The 18916-nt window shown below is 39.1% G+C and carries 26 protein-coding genes and 1 pseudogene; all 27 read right to left on the bottom strand.

The annotated features are described in order from the left end of the window. Positions 1-3 precede the first annotated feature (3 nt). The 27 genes and pseudogenes from JET16_RS23995 to JET16_RS23865 all read right to left on the bottom strand — a co-directional run bounded on the left by JET16_RS23995 (position 4) and on the right by JET16_RS23865 (position 18814). Positions 4-531 carry a GNAT family N-acetyltransferase gene (locus JET16_RS23995; protein ID WP_199621312.1) on the bottom strand — a complete coding sequence of 176 codons (528 nt, stop codon included), beginning with the start codon at positions 529-531 and terminating at the stop codon, positions 4-6. A gap of 17 nt (positions 532-548) precedes the next feature. Further along, a complete protein-coding gene (locus JET16_RS23990) occupies positions 549-896 on the bottom strand; it encodes a DUF4260 domain-containing protein (RefSeq protein ID WP_199621309.1) in 348 nt (115 codons plus the stop codon). Positions 897-944: 48 nt separating this feature from the next. Beyond that, positions 945-1220, bottom strand: coding sequence for a Type 1 glutamine amidotransferase-like domain-containing protein (locus JET16_RS30650; RefSeq protein WP_199621429.1), 276 nt, complete (start codon positions 1218-1220; stop codon positions 945-947). Positions 1221-1486: 266 nt separating this feature from the next. Next, entirely contained in the window at positions 1487-2038 is a 552-nt protein-coding gene (locus tag JET16_RS23980; protein WP_199621306.1) for an HAD-IA family hydrolase, read from the bottom strand. A gap of 70 nt (positions 2039-2108) precedes the next feature. Continuing rightward, positions 2109-2997 (bottom strand): annotated as a pseudogene (locus JET16_RS23975) (PhzF family phenazine biosynthesis isomerase). 169 nt (positions 2998-3166) lie between these two features. Further along, positions 3167-3556: an NUDIX hydrolase gene (locus JET16_RS23970; RefSeq protein WP_199621303.1), complete on the bottom strand. Its 390-nt coding sequence runs from the start codon at positions 3554-3556 to the stop codon at positions 3167-3169. Positions 3557-3653: 97 nt separating this feature from the next. Beyond that, positions 3654-4361 carry a hypothetical protein gene (locus tag JET16_RS23965; protein WP_199621301.1) on the bottom strand — a complete coding sequence of 236 codons (708 nt, stop codon included), beginning with the start codon at positions 4359-4361 and terminating at the stop codon, positions 3654-3656. Between the two features lie 95 nt (positions 4362-4456). Then, positions 4457-5122 (bottom strand): HD domain-containing protein, encoded by a 666-nt coding sequence (locus tag JET16_RS23960; RefSeq protein ID WP_199621298.1) that lies wholly within the window; start codon positions 5120-5122, stop codon positions 4457-4459. 24 nt (positions 5123-5146) lie between these two features. After that, positions 5147-6199: a serine hydrolase domain-containing protein gene (locus tag JET16_RS23955; protein ID WP_199621295.1), complete on the bottom strand. Its 1053-nt coding sequence runs from the start codon at positions 6197-6199 to the stop codon at positions 5147-5149. A gap of 14 nt (positions 6200-6213) precedes the next feature. Beyond that, a complete protein-coding gene (locus JET16_RS23950) occupies positions 6214-6639 on the bottom strand; it encodes an NUDIX hydrolase (protein WP_199621292.1) in 426 nt (141 codons plus the stop codon). A gap of 30 nt (positions 6640-6669) precedes the next feature. Next, positions 6670-7182, bottom strand: coding sequence for a nucleoside deaminase (locus tag JET16_RS23945; RefSeq protein WP_199621289.1), 513 nt, complete (start codon positions 7180-7182; stop codon positions 6670-6672). Between the two features lie 66 nt (positions 7183-7248). Next, entirely contained in the window at positions 7249-7884 is a 636-nt protein-coding gene (locus JET16_RS23940) for a LysE family translocator (protein ID WP_199621286.1), read from the bottom strand. Positions 7885-7919: 35 nt separating this feature from the next. Beyond that, positions 7920-8552 (bottom strand): hypothetical protein, encoded by a 633-nt coding sequence (locus JET16_RS23935; protein WP_199621284.1) that lies wholly within the window; start codon positions 8550-8552, stop codon positions 7920-7922. A gap of 27 nt (positions 8553-8579) precedes the next feature. Then, the gene (locus tag JET16_RS23930; protein WP_199621282.1) at positions 8580-9095 is read right to left on the bottom strand and encodes a GNAT family N-acetyltransferase; all 516 of its coding nucleotides are present in this window, start codon (positions 9093-9095) and stop codon (positions 8580-8582) included. Between the two features lie 384 nt (positions 9096-9479). Next, a complete protein-coding gene (locus JET16_RS23925; protein ID WP_199621280.1) occupies positions 9480-9917 on the bottom strand; it encodes a GNAT family N-acetyltransferase in 438 nt (145 codons plus the stop codon). A 3-nt stretch (positions 9918-9920) separates the two neighbouring features. Beyond that, complete coding sequence (locus JET16_RS23920; protein WP_199621277.1) at positions 9921-10808, bottom strand: SMP-30/gluconolactonase/LRE family protein; 888 nt, start codon at positions 10806-10808, stop codon at positions 9921-9923. A gap of 201 nt (positions 10809-11009) precedes the next feature. After that, entirely contained in the window at positions 11010-11480 is a 471-nt protein-coding gene (locus tag JET16_RS23915) for an NUDIX hydrolase (protein ID WP_199621275.1), read from the bottom strand. A gap of 10 nt (positions 11481-11490) precedes the next feature. Beyond that, on the bottom strand, positions 11491-11856 hold the full coding sequence (locus JET16_RS23910) for a VOC family protein (RefSeq protein ID WP_199621272.1): 366 nt from the start codon (positions 11854-11856) through the stop codon (positions 11491-11493). Positions 11857-12076: 220 nt separating this feature from the next. Then, positions 12077-13069 (bottom strand): bile acid:sodium symporter family protein, encoded by a 993-nt coding sequence (locus tag JET16_RS23905; protein WP_233532176.1) that lies wholly within the window; start codon positions 13067-13069, stop codon positions 12077-12079. A gap of 183 nt (positions 13070-13252) precedes the next feature. Beyond that, complete coding sequence (locus JET16_RS23900) at positions 13253-13918, bottom strand: HAD family hydrolase (protein WP_199621269.1); 666 nt, start codon at positions 13916-13918, stop codon at positions 13253-13255. Next, positions 13915-14481 (bottom strand): AAA family ATPase, encoded by a 567-nt coding sequence (locus JET16_RS23895; RefSeq protein ID WP_199621267.1) that lies wholly within the window; start codon positions 14479-14481, stop codon positions 13915-13917. Before JET16_RS23895 ends, JET16_RS23900 begins: the two co-directional genes overlap by 4 nt. Positions 14482-14556: 75 nt before the next feature. Next, a complete protein-coding gene (locus JET16_RS23890) occupies positions 14557-15363 on the bottom strand; it encodes a Cof-type HAD-IIB family hydrolase (protein WP_199621265.1) in 807 nt (268 codons plus the stop codon). Between the two features lie 389 nt (positions 15364-15752). After that, positions 15753-16541, bottom strand: a complete 789-nt coding sequence (locus tag JET16_RS23885; protein WP_199621264.1) for a phosphorylase family protein — start codon at positions 16539-16541, stop codon at positions 15753-15755. An 85-nt stretch (positions 16542-16626) separates the two neighbouring features. Then, positions 16627-17337, bottom strand: coding sequence for an isoprenyl transferase (locus JET16_RS23880; RefSeq protein ID WP_199621263.1), 711 nt, complete (start codon positions 17335-17337; stop codon positions 16627-16629). A 127-nt stretch (positions 17338-17464) separates the two neighbouring features. Further along, the gene (locus JET16_RS23875; protein ID WP_199621261.1) at positions 17465-17605 is read right to left on the bottom strand and encodes a hypothetical protein; all 141 of its coding nucleotides are present in this window, start codon (positions 17603-17605) and stop codon (positions 17465-17467) included. 142 nt (positions 17606-17747) lie between these two features. Beyond that, on the bottom strand, positions 17748-18347 hold the full coding sequence (locus JET16_RS23870) for a transglutaminase-like domain-containing protein (protein ID WP_199621259.1): 600 nt from the start codon (positions 18345-18347) through the stop codon (positions 17748-17750). A 206-nt stretch (positions 18348-18553) separates the two neighbouring features. Beyond that, positions 18554-18814, bottom strand: a complete 261-nt coding sequence (locus JET16_RS23865) for a hypothetical protein (RefSeq protein WP_199621257.1) — start codon at positions 18812-18814, stop codon at positions 18554-18556. Positions 18815-18916 lie beyond the last annotated feature (102 nt).

Genomic DNA, 18916 nt, shown 5'->3' with positions numbered 1-18916 from the left:
CACCTATTCTATTTCTTTCCTGAATCTAATCACAGGACCATCCCATTCCGGTTCATGTGACTCCAACCTAATGTATTTTCCATTTGTATATTCGTTTATTATTGATTCCCAAAAGATTTGAGCGGTTCTATTTTCTTTCTCTTGCTTTACTTCCCATTCGCCGTCAAAAGTATCAAATATATGATATGCAACAAATCTGCCTACGCCATATCTTCTCCATTTACGCATAACAAAAAACTCGGCTATACTCATAACCGGCTGATTAATTGAATTTTTCAGACTATGATTATTAACTAGGACAAATCCCGCTAATTGGCCTTGCAACTTTATCAAATAAGCTTTTCTCCCTTCCTCATGTATTCCATGAGGAGTCCAATAATGGTCCAAATACCTGTATTCATACAATCCAAACGAAGACGGATCTTCAAGTGTATAGTCACTGGTATCGTATTTATAAAGCTGCATTAAGTTTCTGAATATCGGTTTGTCGTTTTCTCTCCCTAGAATAATTTCTATTTGGTCGTTATTCATAGTACCTCCCGGCTGAATTAAATCCGATTTATATGAGTATCTTTAAAATCTGTACTATACTTCAAGCCATACCCTGCAAATCTGTCGATTCCAATATGCGCCGTCCAGATTAATCCTATTTTTAGCAATAATGACTGGTTTAAGATTATTCCGAAAAATATAAATAAACCACTTAATAAATAAGTATGAAATAAATTATATACCTTGGCTCCAATTGCATTTCCTTTAACATACCCAATCATAGATAAGTCAGGAAGCAAGAGAAACACAAAAAACCAAACAACCCCAAAATCATTAATAAAGAATGCATATAAACACGCAAAAAATACCAATAGACCTTCCAGTTTAAGTACATATTTTACCAAATGAAACGCCTCATTCCTTTGTTTATTTGGTGTCTCGACCTAGTGGTTTCATTCTATTACACGTATATTTACTGTTTCCTCTGATCCATCCCAGTGAGGCAAAAATTCAAAATCAACATAAACAACGTTCCGATCTCCATCTACTCCATATCCGGCAAACCCAATTGTCTTTGTCATCAAAATACTCCCAGCGCTTACCCCAATTAGGATTCCACCCTTATTCACATAAGCACGTAACATTTCCATTGTATTTCTTTTCTTTAATAGGCTTAGAAAATAAAATGTGTTCCCACCGGATAAATGAATCGCATCGTAATCAAATATATTAAGAAACGTTAGTTGCTCATACTCTTAATCTAAATCAAAATAATCTACTCTCATTATCCCTAGACTTTTGTAATAATCCACTGCTGCCTGATAGTACTTTATACTCAAATCGGAACACGAAGGGATGATCCGATTGAAGGGTTTGCATGTTCAAACAATCCCAACAATCTAAGGTCAGTTTCATTATTCTCTCCATGAATCAGATCGCTGAATAGAACTAATTTAGTCATTCGTACCTCCCCGTTGTTCTGTCGAATTATTAACTACTTAAAAAAATCTTCATATGCATTTAAATATAAATCTGCTCCAGGTGTACTGTTCTGAAACAGACATGTTTTAATTCCGAGCGTCTTAGCGGGCATGATATCAATCTCACGATCACCGATAACTAGACCTAACTTGTATTTATTATGTAGATAAATATATGTTGTTGGGTCAGGCTTTCTTGGGTATCCATCATCACCTGCTACAATCTCTTTGAAATAATCAACCCAACCATAATGCTCCAAAATATCCATTACTTCTTGACGGGCTTTATGCGTCATGATCACATTTACTTCTGCAATTTTTAATATATTCTCAACATTTGGGAAAGGGGGTGTCTTCTCCGGATGTAATTTTCGTTCTTTAGCAAATATTCTCTTTATTTGCGATTCAGATAATCCATATTGTTTAACTGTGTGAGTAAACGAAATCTTCAGATGTTTCAATATTTCTTGCTTCGATATTAATCCGCCTAATACTTCATATAAAATATCTGTATATGCAGGGTAAGTATCAAACAAGGTACCGTCAAAATCCCACAATATGTTCATCTTACTTTCTCTCTCCATATAATTTTTGAACCATAAGTTTGTTCTGATCTGTCGGCCCACGCCTCTGCGATTATGTATACAATACATCTAGCTCTTGAACAAAAACTCCGGTTCCGGATATATATACATCAATATTACTTTCATTTCGACTACTTCACAGTTACTCTTCCATCCCTGTTTATTTCTTGTCCTTGCTCGACGATAAATTCCGCAGCTGCCGTATCTTTATTGAGAAAAGTTAAATAGTATGCACCCATGACACCTGAAGCTGTTCCGGTCACCGCATCCTCAATGGTCTCTGAATATGGAGACGAGAAATGTCTTGCATGCATCATGGCACTTTTATCAAGAGCTTCCATACAGAATGGATGAACGGACGCTCTTGGATTTTCTTTTAACACGTCTGGAAATATTTGATTATTGGGTATCATTTTGTCAAAACTATATAATCCTTTGATCGGTACCAGCAGGGTCCAAGTACCTGTGCTGCCATATACAATTGGTTTGGATTCATCAATATCCTCTTCCGACAATCCCATACACTTTGCGAGATTCGCAATGGACCCATGGAACGGAAGAAATCGCGGATGATCCTGTTTCATCGTAACAAATAATTCATTGTTTATTGTTTCAAAAGAATTCGGCAAAATTCCAACATTCGTTTCAATGGTAATAGCATCTCTGTTGTCCAATAATCCTAATGACTTCAAGCAATACATTGAGCCTACCGTTGCATGACCACATAAATTGATCTCATGGCCAGGTGTAAAATATCGCAACCTCACATCAGCATTATCCGAATTCATAACAAATACAGTCTCATTAAACCCAACTGACTTTGCAATGGATTGCATTGCATGTACATCCAAATCATTAGCATTCAAGACAATACCTGCAGGATTACCCATGTTAACCCTTGATGAAAATGCATCATAGTGCAGAACTTTTCTAACAGGCATCCTGTTTCCCTCTTTCGCAAGCAATAATTATAAATCAACTATAAAATCTTTATATCCTTTGATACTTGGTCTTCCGTCAGACACTTTTAATATTAACCGTTCAGGCAGTGCGATAAAGCTTACTTGGGTTGTTTTCCTACAAACCGGATAGCATATTTTACATATGCAGTTATGATTCATAGATCATCCTTATTGATTTTTTATATCCTTCTGATATTGGAATTGAGTCTAACTGTTGCTTTTCAAACCATCCATAAGTTATATGTTCATCACTCAATTGTATTTCTTGCTTTTCATCATAAATACAAAGGTACGTAATAATTAGCACAAATCGTCCGGGTATCACTTCGAAAAGCCATGTATTTATTAGCTTGCTAACCTTTACATGAAAACCCACTTCCTCTTGTAACTCTCTAACAACGGCGATTTCAGGTTGTTCTCCTCTTTCGATCCTTCCTCCAGGAAGTTCCCATTGGTTCCTTTCATTCTTTAAAAGCAGTACTTTTCCTTCCTTGTTTATTATTATTCCTTTCGCTGACACAGGTACATAAAAGCTCATCTTTTGCCTCCAGTATAAGAACCTCAGTTTTGCCCGTACCCTGAGTTTTCGACTTTCAACATGATCCCCGCTACTTCGTTCAACAACCCAAATTAGCTCACATTACCAGGTTTATGATTTTATCGAATTTCTCTTGGTCCACAATCAATCCCGAGTTCTCACACAATATATGATGCAGCCTTCTAATTTCCGGTATCATACTGTACAAAGTCTTCATTATCTCTTCTTGACTCCTGCCGCACATCCATCCGCTTAGCATCGATAGCTGCCAAGGTTCTAATGGAGTTCTCTCTCCTTCAACCTTTGACCAATCCCATACATCATTGGAAAGCCGGCCTTTTTCCATATTCCACCCTCTAACGATGAATAACCGCAGATTATTGATCATTGTCAAAGCGTAATAATATTCTTCTCTCATGACTCTCCTGTATACTTCATGAACATACGCAAAAACTTTCCCTCGCCATACTTCTACTTCTTCAGCGGACAATTGATAAGCCAGCTCTTCAGAAAGCCGCTTAAGCTCGCTTAAATAACCGGAAGGATCAAATTCCACCTTTATTCCCTGAAGCCACAGGGAGGGTCGCAGCCTTGAAAACGTATAAATAAAAAGATCCAGTTTTATAAAATTAGCATAGTGGGCAATTGTAAAAGGTGCATGAGGATTCATATCTTCGAAGAAAAAAACATCTCCGAACTCGGAGGCCAGCTGCTGCTTATTCCGAACAATACCTTCATACTGCTGCTCCGAAACGACGATTAGCAAATCTACATCCGAAAAATAATCCTCTTTTATTGCCGGCAATGGATCCTCCAAGGAATATTCCCTCTACTGCTTGGCGAGATTTCAAATTAGAAATAATATTATTGAGCAAATTATGTCTTTCTTTCGGCAATTCTTTATCTCTTAGTGAATGTCTGGATTGAAATCTCATTTGTGGAGTCACCTGTAATCACCATCAGTTCTTCTCTAGCTTCGATTAGCCACGGATGAACTAATTTTAGTTTATCCCTCTGATCCCAAATCGAATCTAAATAAATTAATATCGCTTCATCTATGTTTGATTCGTATGTTAGTCTTCTCATCTCGTTGAAGTATCCATGTTCACCCGGCAACTCCCAAGATATCTTGTCAGACACGAATAAAATCTTATCAACCATTTCCGCTCTTGGTTTGTGTGTCGTGTGGCTTTCAATAGCGCTTAATATTTCAGGATCTGTAATACCAAAAATGTCCCGCGCCATTACCATTGACAATTTTTGATGAACACTTCTTGCATACCTACGCTCGTCTTCAAGGATATCTATTGAAAGAGATTCGGCAAAATCCAACATTTTCGATACCGGAATTACATTGCTTATGTCGTGGAGCAAGGCTGCCTGGAACGATTTTTCCATTAGACTAGAGTCATAAAACTGTGCAATCTTCCTTGCTTCATCGGCAACTTTTAATGTATGTTCTAATGTCCTAGGATCATTATGTATCGTAAAAAATAAGGTCACATCGTTTAACAAGTTTCCAGTGAAGGTCATTCCCTCCACAAATGGTTCAAGAATTGGTTTCATAATTATCCTCTCTTATCTCTTCAATCATTGAAAATCCTTTAGATTGATCTTTGCACCTTCTTGCGAACCGAAGATCAATTCATCGATTTTTCCCGAGATCTTCCAGGTACCCTTGTTGGTGTTCCCTATAATGTGTGCTTGACTATTTTGATTTGCATAAACCGATGACTGCATGGAGACGCCCGGGTCACTTCCCATCACGTAATATTTAAAGACCTTGTCGTTCAATATCTGAATCCATACACCATATCCATAATAGATATGATCCGTATTCTTAATATGCGGAGTCAATAGCAGAGCCGTATATTCCGGAGATAACAGGTCGTTGCTAAACAGCGCATCCCAAAAATTAGCTAAATCATGAACAGTCGTGAATGCTCCTCCGTCCGGACCGCCTTTAATTGGAACGGAGTACACATTGGTTCTCCAAGAAGAGTCGGAATCTATGTAACCCAATGCAGTCCGCTCCGGAAGCCGGTCCATACTGAAATATCCGGAATAAGTCATCCCGCACCGTTGGAATATGTTGCTCTCAACATACGTAGTGAAATCAATACCTGTTACTTCTTCGATAATTAAACCTAAAAGAATGTATCCTGAATTACTATAAGAAAACTTTTCACCTGGGACATATTTCATTTGATTGTTCTGAAACATCGGAAAAAAATCTCTTGGTGATTGAATGGAGTACATGGGAGTCGATTTCCATAATTCCTCAAATTTATCCATGATTTCTTCATCGAAATAGTCAGGAATTCCTGAACTGTGGGTCAGCAATTGATGTATGGTGATATTGGGGTCAAAATTCGGAAAGGGAATATTTACGCAATCTTTTAAGAGAGTATCGAAAGTGATGGCGCCTGATTGAACAAGTTGACTTATTGCTACTGCGGTAAATATCTTGCAGCCAGATGCTATTCCGAATCTTGTATAAACCGTATTTTGTATACGTTCACTTCTGTTTGCATAACCATATCCCTGCTCAAAGGTATTGCCGTTGTTCTTGAATAATACCGCTCCAGAAAAAGGGTTGTCCTCAACATTGTTTATATCCTCTATCAATTGTGAAATATTCATAGTATTCTTCCTTTCTAAACTCTTCCCTCATTGAAATATGTAACTTCAACACTTCTCCTCACAAGGTTAATTAATCCGTCCGGATAATACGGCATTAGTTCGTCAGACTTCTCAAGATCTATCCATTCTATATCAGTAATTTCATTGGGTCTAATTATTTCCTGCTCTCCCCCGATTACTTCGGCTCTAAAAGTAATGAACAATGCATGTTCTTTATTTTTTTCGAGCATAGCTTCATTAACGGCTACGACACCGAAGACTTTAATATCAAAGCCGGTCTCCTCTTTAGCTTCCCGTATTGCAGCTTCTTCCAATGACTCATTATCCTCTACTGCGCCTCCAGGAAGGGACCAGGAACCGTTGTCTTTATTTTTAACCATAAGAATTTTGGTTCTTTCTTTATTTGTGATTAATACGTATACAACGTTTATTCTTTTCATTTCGTACCTACTTTCATGTTTCTTGAACGCTTATTCGAGTTCTTGATGCCACTCTGTATTTGTATAACCACGACTCGTATAGAATTCGGCCATCATCTTTCTTTGCCTTATTTTCAACTCTTTAACGGGCTCCGCCTCAATTGCTATAGGTGCAAATCTTTCAATAAACAGAGGTTCTTCTTTAAACTTTCTCATTGCACCCATCGAAATATCGTTTGAAGCCCAAACCACTCTTGTTATTGAGAAAGACAATAATATCGAGCAACTGCACATAGGACAAGGCTCACAAGTTGTATACAAAGTCAAATCATTTCGTGTAAATCGCTTTGTCTCAAGATCCAGCATTAGGGATGAAGCATTTCTGATCGCATCTACCTCAGCATGAGCAGTGGTATCGCACTCAGAAAACACCTTATTTCTGCCTCTTCCGACGATTTCCCCTTGGGAATTCACGATCACAGCGCCTATCGAGAATGTTCCCTGACTCTTTGCTTTTTCCGCTTCTTCAAATGCTGAAAGAAGATAAACTTGATCGGCTATCATAGGTTTTCACCTGCTTTACCTTCAATAAAATAAGTCATTAATTCCTCATCATAAATCCATACTTTGTTAACTTGTTCCCCTGTTTGTCCTTAATAAATTCAAACCGAGCACAACAAGTACCGCGCCTGTAACTTTGTTTAAATGGATAGCCAACTTGCTTTTCCTGATGCTTTTAGACATGAAATCGGATAATAAGACCAATATCAGACACCAACTTGATCCTGTTGCAATAAATGTCAAACCCAATAATATAAACGGCAATGCACCATATTCGTTGCTCTTACTAATAAACTGCGGCAAAAACGCTAAAAAGAATAATGCCACTTTAGGATTCAGTACATTAGTCAGAAATCCTTGGATAAATATTTTCCCCATGTTGTTATGTGCATGTTGTTGTTCAAATTCAATAATATTTGCTTTTGTCATAATGGATTTAATTCCTAGATAGATAAGATAAGCTGCACCAATCCACTTAACTACCGTAAAAGCCGTAGAAGATTGCATCAATATTATTGTAAGACCGAGCGCCGCAAAAAGAGTGTGTACCACAGCCCCCGAGATAATACCCAATACGGAAACAATGCCGGCCATCTTCCCTTGAGCAATTGTTCTGCTTAAAATATAAATGGTGTCACTCCCTGGAGTCAGATTAAGCAAAATTCCAGTAAGTACAAAAAGAGCATAGTTCTCGATTCCGAACATCGACACTCCTCCCTCCGAACAGTTTGACCCGTTCTCTATATATAAGTTGTTACATTCGTTTGGTCCGTGAACGCCTTTTTATCCCCATTGTTTAAATAGATAGATTGAAGCGACGTAGTAACTCCTTTTGCCAGATTTATTTCCCACCCGTCTCCGTAGAGACTGTTTTTTTCTCGTTTTAGATCCAGCAAGTATGCTAAAGTTCCGATCACTTCTGTATTACGTACTTCGATATCCATTCTTGTGATATTTACTGAGTAATCAATTATTGCATCTGTGTTAGTCTGCAGTTCAATTCGAAATGCGTCCGGCACGGAAATAAATGTTCTGCGTTCATTACGATCAATTGAAAAGCCTAATTCATTAGCCCTTGAAACAATCAGGTCATCCTTATGCTGTTGATTCGAATTCAATAAAAAACCAATGTGATCAAACATATTTCTTTTGCCGTAACCAAACGTTACATTTACAGATCCTCTTCTCATCTCGATTATTCGGAATATGATTTGCTTATTTCTGAAATCGTCCCAAGTAAGAGGAGGATGAAATGTTTGCATCCGGTTCTCATACTTGCCGTATCTGCCGGCAACCGCGTATCCGTTCACTCGATATGTTTTTTCCATATCTTCCACCATTGGCGTCCAGTGGTGATAATGAAACAGCTTCATGGTGATCTCCTTTGTGTTGAGTCAATTTCAAACAATATCGTCCAAATTTCCCCAAGCAACGGCTAATTCAATTAATGTATCCCCACCGATCGTTATGTCCTTCTTGCCAATCACAGTACCGCCAATTTTTAAGTAAAAACCTAACGACGGATTGTTCTCCAATACCCACAACATCATTGATTTGTAGCCTTTGACCTTCAGTGAGTCAACAGCTGCTTGGACTAACCGGCGGCCGATACCTTTCCCCTGGTATTCTTTCAACAAATATATTGCGTAAAGCTCCCCATCATGATCGTACTCATGATTTCGATTTTTGCCTGAATTCGAGAATCCGATGATCCCCTGTTGATCCATTGCAACGAATATTTCTTCATCTTGATTCAAATTATTAAATGTCCAAAGCCAGTTTTTCTTGCGACCTTCCAAAGTAAGATTAGACAGAAAAGTATCGGAAATAAGCCCCTTATATGTCGACCTCCAACTGTTTACATGAACGTGCGCGACCCCCTCGACGTCGTCAATGTTAGCTTTCCGAATATTCATACATGCACCCCTGCAATTGGAGTAAAAGTTTATTGCTTATTATGCTCCCTAATCAGTCTTTATAGGAGACCGGGAGACTTAGATCGTCTTAGTCTCCCGGTCACGTGTTGATCGAATTGATATAAAGATTATACTATATTTGGGTATTCTAGACTTCCCCATGAAAATAGTACGGTGACATCTTATCTATTCGGTCAGGCGTTATTTTCAATGTATCCGTCAAATATGGCATCAATTCGTTTGCCGTATTAATATCTATCCATCTTACTTCTAATACATCAGCATCCGGATCGTCTATTTCTATCTTTCCGTCAATAATTTCCGAAAGAAAGGTAAATATAATTGCATGGTGTCCTCTCTCCGAATAGAGAGCCTCTCTTAGCTTTATCCTAGTCTCGGTCTCTCATGTTCAAGCCTCATATATATACTTCTTTCTTCGAAACCTAACGACTTCCAGAATTCATATCCTCTCTTGTTCCAAAACATTACTTCTATATCCAGTACGTCAGTTTCAAGAAACCTCACTAAGAACTTGAATGCCGTCTTCCCATACCCGAGCCTTCTTGAGTCTCTGCATATAAAAAATTGCCTTAAATATAACGGTTGCCGGCTATGATTTACTAATGCATAACCGCGAACATGGGCATGTTCTTTGAAGAGGTACGCTCTATAATCTGATTGCAGAAATCCTTCCATTCGCAATTTCAATTCTTCGATATTCATCTTATTATCATGCTGCTCATCCTCAATTAACTGCTTATTTAATTGTGCCAGCAAATCTAAGTCTTCAATTGTACAAACTTCAATCCATAATCCGTCCATCTTTCACCTCATAAAAGAACTGTAACCGGGAATATTTAATTTGATCTTATATAACGATTTCGTTGCTGTAACAAAGAGAGTTCTCAGATCCGCTCCTCCCCAACCTACGTTAGCTGCCTGTTCCGGAGTCTGAATTACTCCTAACGACTCGCCTGTCGATGAAAATATCCATATTCCGCCGGGACCCGCAGCATAAAGGTTTCCTTCCAAATCAACTTTAAGTCCGTCCGCAATCCCGGGTCCAATAGAAGCATCCATTGAAGCAAACTCACGCCTTTCCCCCAAGTTCCCGTCATGGTGCACTTCAAACTCGTATATCTTCTGTTCCATAGTATCCGCAACAAAAATTTTTCGCTCATCAGGGGAGAACGCAATTCCATTAGGCCATACCATCTCATCATTCAGTAAGGTTGCTTCCATTGCCACAGGATCAATTCTATAGATTCCTTGAAAAGATAACTCTCTTTCTAATACTTCATCTCTGAAACCGTAAGGCGGGTCTGTGAAATATAGAGAGCCATCAGATTTGCAAACAATGTCGTTGGGACTATTCAGTCGTTTGTTATAAAAATGCGTAATAGTTCCTTTTATTTGCCCTTTTGCGATTACAGTTATCTTTTGACCTTTATGCTCACAAACCCATATGTCCCCATTGGCATCTATTGCCAGTCCATTCGGTTTCTCAAGCTCATTGTTTACTATTGATATTGCTCGGGTTTTCTCATTCCATGAGTAGATGGTGTTATTGGGGATATCCGTAAACAATAGTTGATTTGTTCCCGCATCCCAAACAGGCCCTTCTACAAATTGGAAGTTTGTTGCTATTTGAACTAGCTCGGAATCACTGCACAATACATTGTCAAGCTTATTTGAGTACTTTATTACCTTCAATTCAAGCTCCCCTTGTCAGTCTTTAAACAGACTTACTTCTTTGTCACTATCTATGATCTTGAGGTACTCTTCTTCATTACTATTCCAGAAGCATGCCGAGTTATATATTAACAGCGAAATAATAATAAGGACTGTTCTCATTTACTTGCAAAATATCTCTCTTTAATTATTTCCTTATCCGTTATGTACTCAATATCCGCGTCAGGTCTCAAAGAATTCATCATGCACCAACCGGCCATCTTCGTAAAAACAACGGTGTTCAAAACAAGCAGGTTCATGAATTATCCTTTCAATGCTTCTGGGAATATTATTTACAACGCCTCTGTTCTCCGGGTGTAATATCCATTGAATATCCTTCCAGTCCAAAATCCCCTCTGTCGTCTTGATCGGCGTCTCATATAGAAAATCGGGAGGCAGCTCAGCAAAATAAGTATACATTCCACCTATCACTTTCCCATTTATATACCAAGTACCTATGCCTTTAAATTGAATAGAATCAAGAACTATCCCTGTTTCTTCTGTTACTTCCCGCAATATTGATTCTCTTGCGGTCTCGTTGGGTTCAAGCTTACCCCCGACTCCGTTCCATACCCCCATCCAACTAGGGTATTCTCTGTTCAACAATAAGATCTTATCTGCTTGTTTGATATAACATATTGTATATTTCAGCATATATTACCTCTTATTCATTCGGTTGATATGCACCCAACTCATTTCCATATGGATCAACGAACTTAATAACCCAACCGAATCCTTCATCTTGATACATTCTTATGAATGTATTGTTTTCGACTAATGTGTCGTACAACTTCTTGATATTCTTTGTCAAAAACATAAAAGCCGGCATAGGAAAATCCTCTTGAGAAAGCCATGAAACCCTTGTATCTTTACTACTTTGATGAAGCATTAGTACCGGTCCTTCTCCAAATTTCAACCACCCTGTGGACATGATCTCCAATCCAAGTACCTTCGAATACCACTCTGTCGCTTTTTCGAGATCGCTTACCGGCAATTGAACATGATCCACGCACTCAATCAATTTACTCATATGAAATTCCTCCAATAGGTATATAGATCTCCATTTCGCTCTTGCTCGAAGCAGGGTTAAATCCATACATATCATCCTGGTGGCTGTACTCAGTTTACCTTATTTAGGTAAATTAGAACAGGCGTTTGTGGAATGTTCTCGAAAAAGAAACCGGGAGACTTAGATAACATTATCTTAGTCTCCCGGTTTCTAGGTATGCTTACGGCAGCCCATCGCGAGGTCAACCGCTCACTCGGCTCTTAGTGGCATTCCCGGCGGCGCTCGGTACAGGTTCTTTGCGTCGGAAAAACAAATATGCGAACAGCGACGCGGTCATCTGTTGGAACACCATGCCCATAATGACCGGTACCGCCACCGGCGGCGGAAAGTATTGAATGGCGAGCACTGCGCCTGCGCTAATGTTTCGCATTCCGCAGTTGAATGTCATCGCGACGGCCGTTTCCCGGTCCCAACCGAACAGCTTTGACACCGCATACCCCGCGAGATAGCCTACGATGACGACGAAGAAGCATACCGCTGCTATACCGACCGCTTTCACGCTCATCTCCGTAAAATGCGGCGCAACCACCGCGCTATTTATGGTCACGACGGCAACCAGACCCACCTTCGAGAACGGTGCGAACCTCGGTCCCCAGACTTGCTTCAACGCTCCGCGGCTCCACTGGTTACAGGCCATACCGACAATCGACGGAAACACGACCATCCAGAACAAGCCTTTCATCATACCAAAAACATCCATCCGCACTTCTGCGCCGACAAGCGCGGAGAGAGCGAATGGAACCAAGAACGGCGACAGCAGCGTGTCTACGAGAATCATCGTTAACGTCAACGCCGTGTTCCCCTTATAAATCCCCACCCAAATGAGGCTCATCACGCCGGTCGGAATAGCCAGCAGCAACACCATGCCCGTACGCGTCAGCGGATCTCCGGGGAAGAACAAATACCCCGCACCCCATGCATACAACGGCATCGCCACATGCAAAATGAGCAGAAACATCAGAATCGGCAGCGGCTGCTTCAGCGCTTTCTTCATATCGCCGAAATTCAAGTTCAAACTTCCGGCGAAAGTCATCCAAGCGAAGATCCAAGGTACGAGCCAAGCTAACCCGGCAGCGCGATAAGAAAGCAGGATGCCCAGTACAACACTTAGCGGCGTCAGGAAAGGCATCATCGTTTCCAGTGTTCGGTTGATTCGTTGCAGTCCGTTTGTCAAAATGTCGCTCTCATCCCTTTATGCTGTTCGTGCTGATCCCTTACCCGTGATCGGCGACCGTCCCGAAAACAATAACATTCGAAGGGCAGCATCACTGTCACCATCATATACACAACCTCAACTTTTTGCCAGTACAACGTATCCGGTGAAGAGGTTAGCATCATGACTTCGCAGATTCTACTTTCAAGGTATTATACATAATATGTCCTCAAGCTTTTTAACTACTTGGTACTTCTTGATTTGTATTGAATCGTCCCAGTCTGAACAACCTTCTAACCAGATAGCATTTATCCCGGCATTAGCGGCACCGAAGACATCGTTTAAAGGATGGTCACCAATAAAGAACGATTTAGTTGGATCAACTTTCAGTTCTTTAATTGACAAATCAAATATTTCTTTATTAGGTTTCTTACAGCCAACTTCTTCCGAAATGAGAATACTATCAAAGTAATCCCGAATATGAACCGAATCAATTTTCCTGTTTTGAACTTTTGATTTTCCGTTCGTTATTATGCCTAGTTTATACCCGTGACTTTTGAATTGTCCAAGCACTTCTAATGCTCCGCCCATTAATTCTGAACTGTTTGGAAATTCAATGTTCCAAAAATCTATAAACTCTTCGTAGGATGGTGTATTTTCCCAGGGGAGCTTATATAGTAGTTCTGCATACACTTCTTCCTTTCCCCGGTATCCGTCACCGTCAGCTTCCAGTAGCTCTTGAAATAGCTGCTCTTTTGAAAAACCCTTATCGATATATTTATCAAATAATTTATTAGCAAAGGTTTGTAAGGAACTCTTACGATCCAGCAAAGTATTATCCAAATCAAATATAACGGCTTGGTTCTTCATGGTTTGATTCCTTGAACAATATTGACGATACTTTGAACAACGGGCTGAACTTCGTCATTGTTGTTGATTACAAAGAGATGATCAGCTTCACCTTCTACCGGTGCTGTCACATCAACATAATGAGACTCAGCTTGTTGCCGAATAAGTACTTCCTTAAATGAAGAAGCATTCCTAAATACATTTGTGCTACGCTGACTATTATCGACTCTCTCTTCAAGAACATGATCCGGAATATCAAAATTGACAAGTATACTAATAAAGCCTTTATTATGAAAATGTTCGAGTAAATTCAGACGAATTTTGCGATTGCGATTTGCGTTGCAAAGAATGATATGAAAATCAGTCTGATTAACGGCATAATCTACAATTGTTTGAGTGATGGCGTACTTGATAGTATTAGGTCCTTGTTTGGGCAGTAAGGTTCTGTAATAGGTGTTGATGAATTCAGCATGGTTGTCTTGGTCTATCACAATTGAGCTGTGCAGATGTTGTTCTAAAGCTTTAGCAAATGTCGTCTTCCCGCTATGGGTTTTTCCGACTGTAATAATCACTAATCTTTTCATCAACTCAACTCCATTCTTCATGAGATATGGACGCGGACCGGAAGCCCGTCCCGATTACTTTACTGCATTACCTAGTTACCATCTTCTCGAATAAGCGGCGTATATCTTCATAATTCTCTCCAATTCTATAGCAACCCCATCATTATCGTTATTTTCGGTAATGATACTTGAAATATCTTTCAATTCTTTTATCGCATTTCCCATTGCAACTGACCAACCGCAAGTATTAAACAAACCAATATCATTATGGTCATCACCAAAAACAATAACCCCTTCAGGATGAAGTCCAAAACCATCTAGTAATTTAGTTACACCAATTTCTTTTGAAGCCCTCTTCGACATGATTTGTATCAGCTGTCCGTTATCGGTAACAACAATATTTAGGTGTGATTCAAATTTTTCCCGAAGCTCTTCCACATTTATTTTACCGGTTATTAGGATTTTTGTAGCATCGAGTCCTTTGATCTCCTCAAGAGTTTTAATAATTGGATTCTCGCTGACTTTTGTGACTATAGAATGATCAATCTCTTTCAAGCTGAACCATTCATCCTGAACTTCAATCCCTATCTCAATGTCTGGGTTGCAATTTAAACAATGATCAAATACTTCTGCAGAAATAACTGAATCGATTGGCTCATGAATATTAATGCCAATATTATAACTGGATATTAAAGCCCCATTGTAATAAACAAAAGAACCGATATCTAATAATTCCTTCGGAAGAAAACTATTAACGGTCCTTGGAGGACGAGCAGTAGCAAAGATTATTTGCATTCCACGCTTATGACAAGCGATCACACTATTGAAATTCCTGTCGGATATCCTTTTTTCTGAGTTAAGCAGTGTTCCATCAAGATCTAAAACTATTGCTGTATACTTCATTGAGTTCACCCTATCGTATTAATTCTAAGGTTTCAGCCATCACGATCCCGAAAATTTCCATAATTTTAGTGTACCACACCTGTCCCTTCACTCTACATCATTATTGAGGGTGACGACATCAAGTGACCTTTTTTCATTTGGGTTTGAATGACAATGTTGCTAGCCATGATTACATTTCAACTTTTCCGCTCATCATGGCTTTGTAAATCAGTTCATCAACCTGTTTCCATAGTATTGTATTCTTCTTTTTATTACACGATAAATACATAGGAGCCTCGGCATAAGAAGATAATGACATCTGCATTCTTCATTCTTAAATCCAGCGTTGATTTCCCGACCCGGCGGATCCGATAATTATTATTCGGTTCATGTAATGATGATCTCCGCCCTCACCGTTTTTCAAACAAGTTTCCAATTATCTTTAAACATATTTTGGATAAGTTAAACGATAATTCCCTTGAATCCGTATCCCAACTATCCCATTTGTCACTTACCAAACTATCGCTAATAAAACCTAGCCATATGCTATTTACCTTACATATTTCCGCTGATGCGTATAAAGCTGAAGTTTCTAAATTAACAATTTGTGCACCTTCAGATTGAAAGCGAGATACCAGTTCCCTTGTTTCCCGATAAAGGGCATCGACGTTCGCTACAGTTACTTCCTTAACGTTTAATTCTAATGATCTGGATGCAACTCTTGTAATATTCAGTAAAATTCCATTACAATTAATTTCGTTGTTATTTGGAAAATAAATACGGCTCGTCCCATCGGTAACAAGTGAGTTAATCCCTACAACTAAATCACCTTTTCTTATCTCTCTATCGATCGATCCGGCAGCGCCGTAACCAATAATATATTCAACTCCCAACTGTGCAAGTTCCTCAACCAAAATTGCAGCTTGTGGACCGCCCCAACTTAATCTAGTGATTATGCCAATCTTCTGTCCTGAAACTTCCGTCTCGAACACCTGACTTTCAGTTTCATTAGAGTCGATTCCGTAAAATACTTTATACCCTTTTATAGGTGTAGCCTTTAAGAAATTAGAAATTATTTCGCATCCAATATAATCACGAAAACATAAAATGGCTGCTTTCCACCTCGGTTTCGGAAAACTTTTGAATCGATTAATCATAACTGTTTCGGGAGTAAGGTATCTGTCGTTCAAATTGTTCATGAATGCCTCCAGGTGGCTGTTTATCTTGCTGAGATTTCTTACAACGTCTCTTCCTTTAGATGCTGACGCCCTCCCTGAAAACCATTCAAGTTTTCTTTGTTTTACGCTCCTTAAAATCATTAATGGCTTTTATCAACAATTCTTTGCTAAAATCCGGCCACAATGTATCTGTAAACCACAATTCAGCATTTGCAGACTGCCACAATAAGAAATTGCTTAGTCGTCGTTCACCGCTCGTTCTAATGATAAGGTCCGGTGTCGGTTGGCCTTTAGTATATAAATAATTCTCAAAAATCTCTTGATCTATTTGGTCTGGATTTATCCCATCTGTTAAAAGTTTTTTCGCTGCATTGATAATTTCCGTTTTTCCACCGTAGTTTAATGCGAAGTTTACCGTCATTCCATTATTGTTCTTAGTTCGTTCTTCAATATTGGAGATAGTTTGGAGTAATTCAGTGGAAAACTTCGATAAATCTCCAATAAAGCTGATCTTCACATTGTTACGATCTAATTCATTTTGCGTCTTTGTATCAAGAAATTTGTTCGGCAAACTTAATATGTAATCAACCTCTTGTTGAGGTCGTTTCCAATTTTCTGATGAGAACGCATACAAAGTAAGATGTTTTATACCCAGCTCATTACTATATTGAATAATACGGCGCATTGTCTCCATTCCGGCTAAGTGACCGGCTGTCCTCGGCAAACCCCGTTTCGTTGCCCAGCGACCATTCCCGTCCATCATAATCGCAATATGTCCAGGATAACTATTAGGTTCTAATTCTTTCTGAGAAAGCATCAATGAAAACCCCCGTGTTTTGATCGCTTATGGTAATGTCTTGTTTCATAAGTGTTTGGCGGATTCTTTCGTGAATCACAATTTGTTCCTCAGTGTTAACTAAACGCCATCCGTCACAATTATTTCCTTATTTATAATCCTCATCTTTCAAAATCTCTGCGACTCTCTCAGAGTCTTTTCTTCCTTGTTCAGATAATCCTCTTGTCCGTTCGTTTTCCAGAGATAATGGAGAAATCGCATGTCTCACAAAGTAAATATAGGTTTTCATACACACCTCCTTAAGCGGATTTAGTTAATTCGCAAACGTCTTATGCTTCTTCCGCTTATAATCCTATTGCTGATTTATGACCAACAGAATGAGCCTCCGTTGTTTTGAACGCCCCCATGGCTATCCTAGTTCTGCTTCGAACTCACATGCCTAAATCTTCTGGCAATCCTCTCTCACACATCTCCATAGAATTCGTATATGTTTCTAATGTCTTGATAATATCCGGATGAGGTTCATAAAAATTGATTAAAATATCTCTTTCCCCGTAGTCTACCCTGATGGGAAATGCTAATTTCTCTTCCTCAATGGAAAATTGTGCATCTATCCCTTCCTTGTTCCCTCTTCCATCTAAACGAATCCATCTTTTCAGTTCTCTAAGATAAACGGTATTTAAGGCATGTATACAGTACCCGTCTTCCGGTTTGTCGTATAGTGTTAATCGCTGATAACAAATGCCCGAGGGGACACCCATTCCTCTCAATAAAGCAGCTAACAAGTGCGACTTGGAGTAACAAATTCCATGCTTTTTTCCCAGTACCTCTGAAGCTTTTCTTGTTACTTCCGGATTTTTAATATCCATGGAATGACTAATCTCATCACGAACATATTCAAATGCTGCTCTTATTCGCATAATTTCAGTATCTTGTTTAAAGGATAATATGACGTCTTGTATTTGATCATTATTGTAATCGATATATGTAGATGCCTGTAGATAAGCATCTAATGATTTTTCTTGTTTCATAAGTCATACCCCATTCTACAATCACCCTTATCTTTTCTCTTGTAACCTATCTTTTCATAAAGGTAGCAGTTTCCTTGTTCTTGTAATATTTTGATTAAAGAAATCTCCATATATCCCTCCCTTATTCTTCGGACATCATTGAAATCTATTCAATTACTTCCTTAAAAAATGCGTCTGTTCTGCTTCCACGATTATACATCTGAAAATCACGGTGCGTAAGCCCCGCAGAATGAAACGCTGTTATATATGTTGCCGCTTCGCCAAAACGGAAGCACTTCCAACAGCTTCCGGCTTAAACCCATTTTTTGATATTCCGGACGGATCGAAATATTTACTGCAGCCAAGGTGTTTGCAGAATCTTGGCCTGCTTTATCTACGCCCCGAACTAACGTTTCGGTCCAACTTTCAGGTAAATCATCGATAAGACCGGAAATGCAAATCTGATATTCCGGAAAAAGCTTTCTCATTGCCCCCAGTGTTTCATAGTAGAATCATTCGGTGTCATGAACTGAGGCCACACATGTTTCATAATTTCACCGGTTTTCAGTTCGGGTTTATCTTTTAACGAA

This window comes from Paenibacillus alkalitolerans (assembly GCF_016482785.1).
Classification (GTDB): Bacteria; Bacillota; Bacilli; order Paenibacillales; family YIM-B00363; genus Paenibacillus_AE; species Paenibacillus_AE alkalitolerans.
Note: the sequence above shows the minus strand (reverse complement) of the source record. Positions and strands in the feature narration are given on the sequence as shown.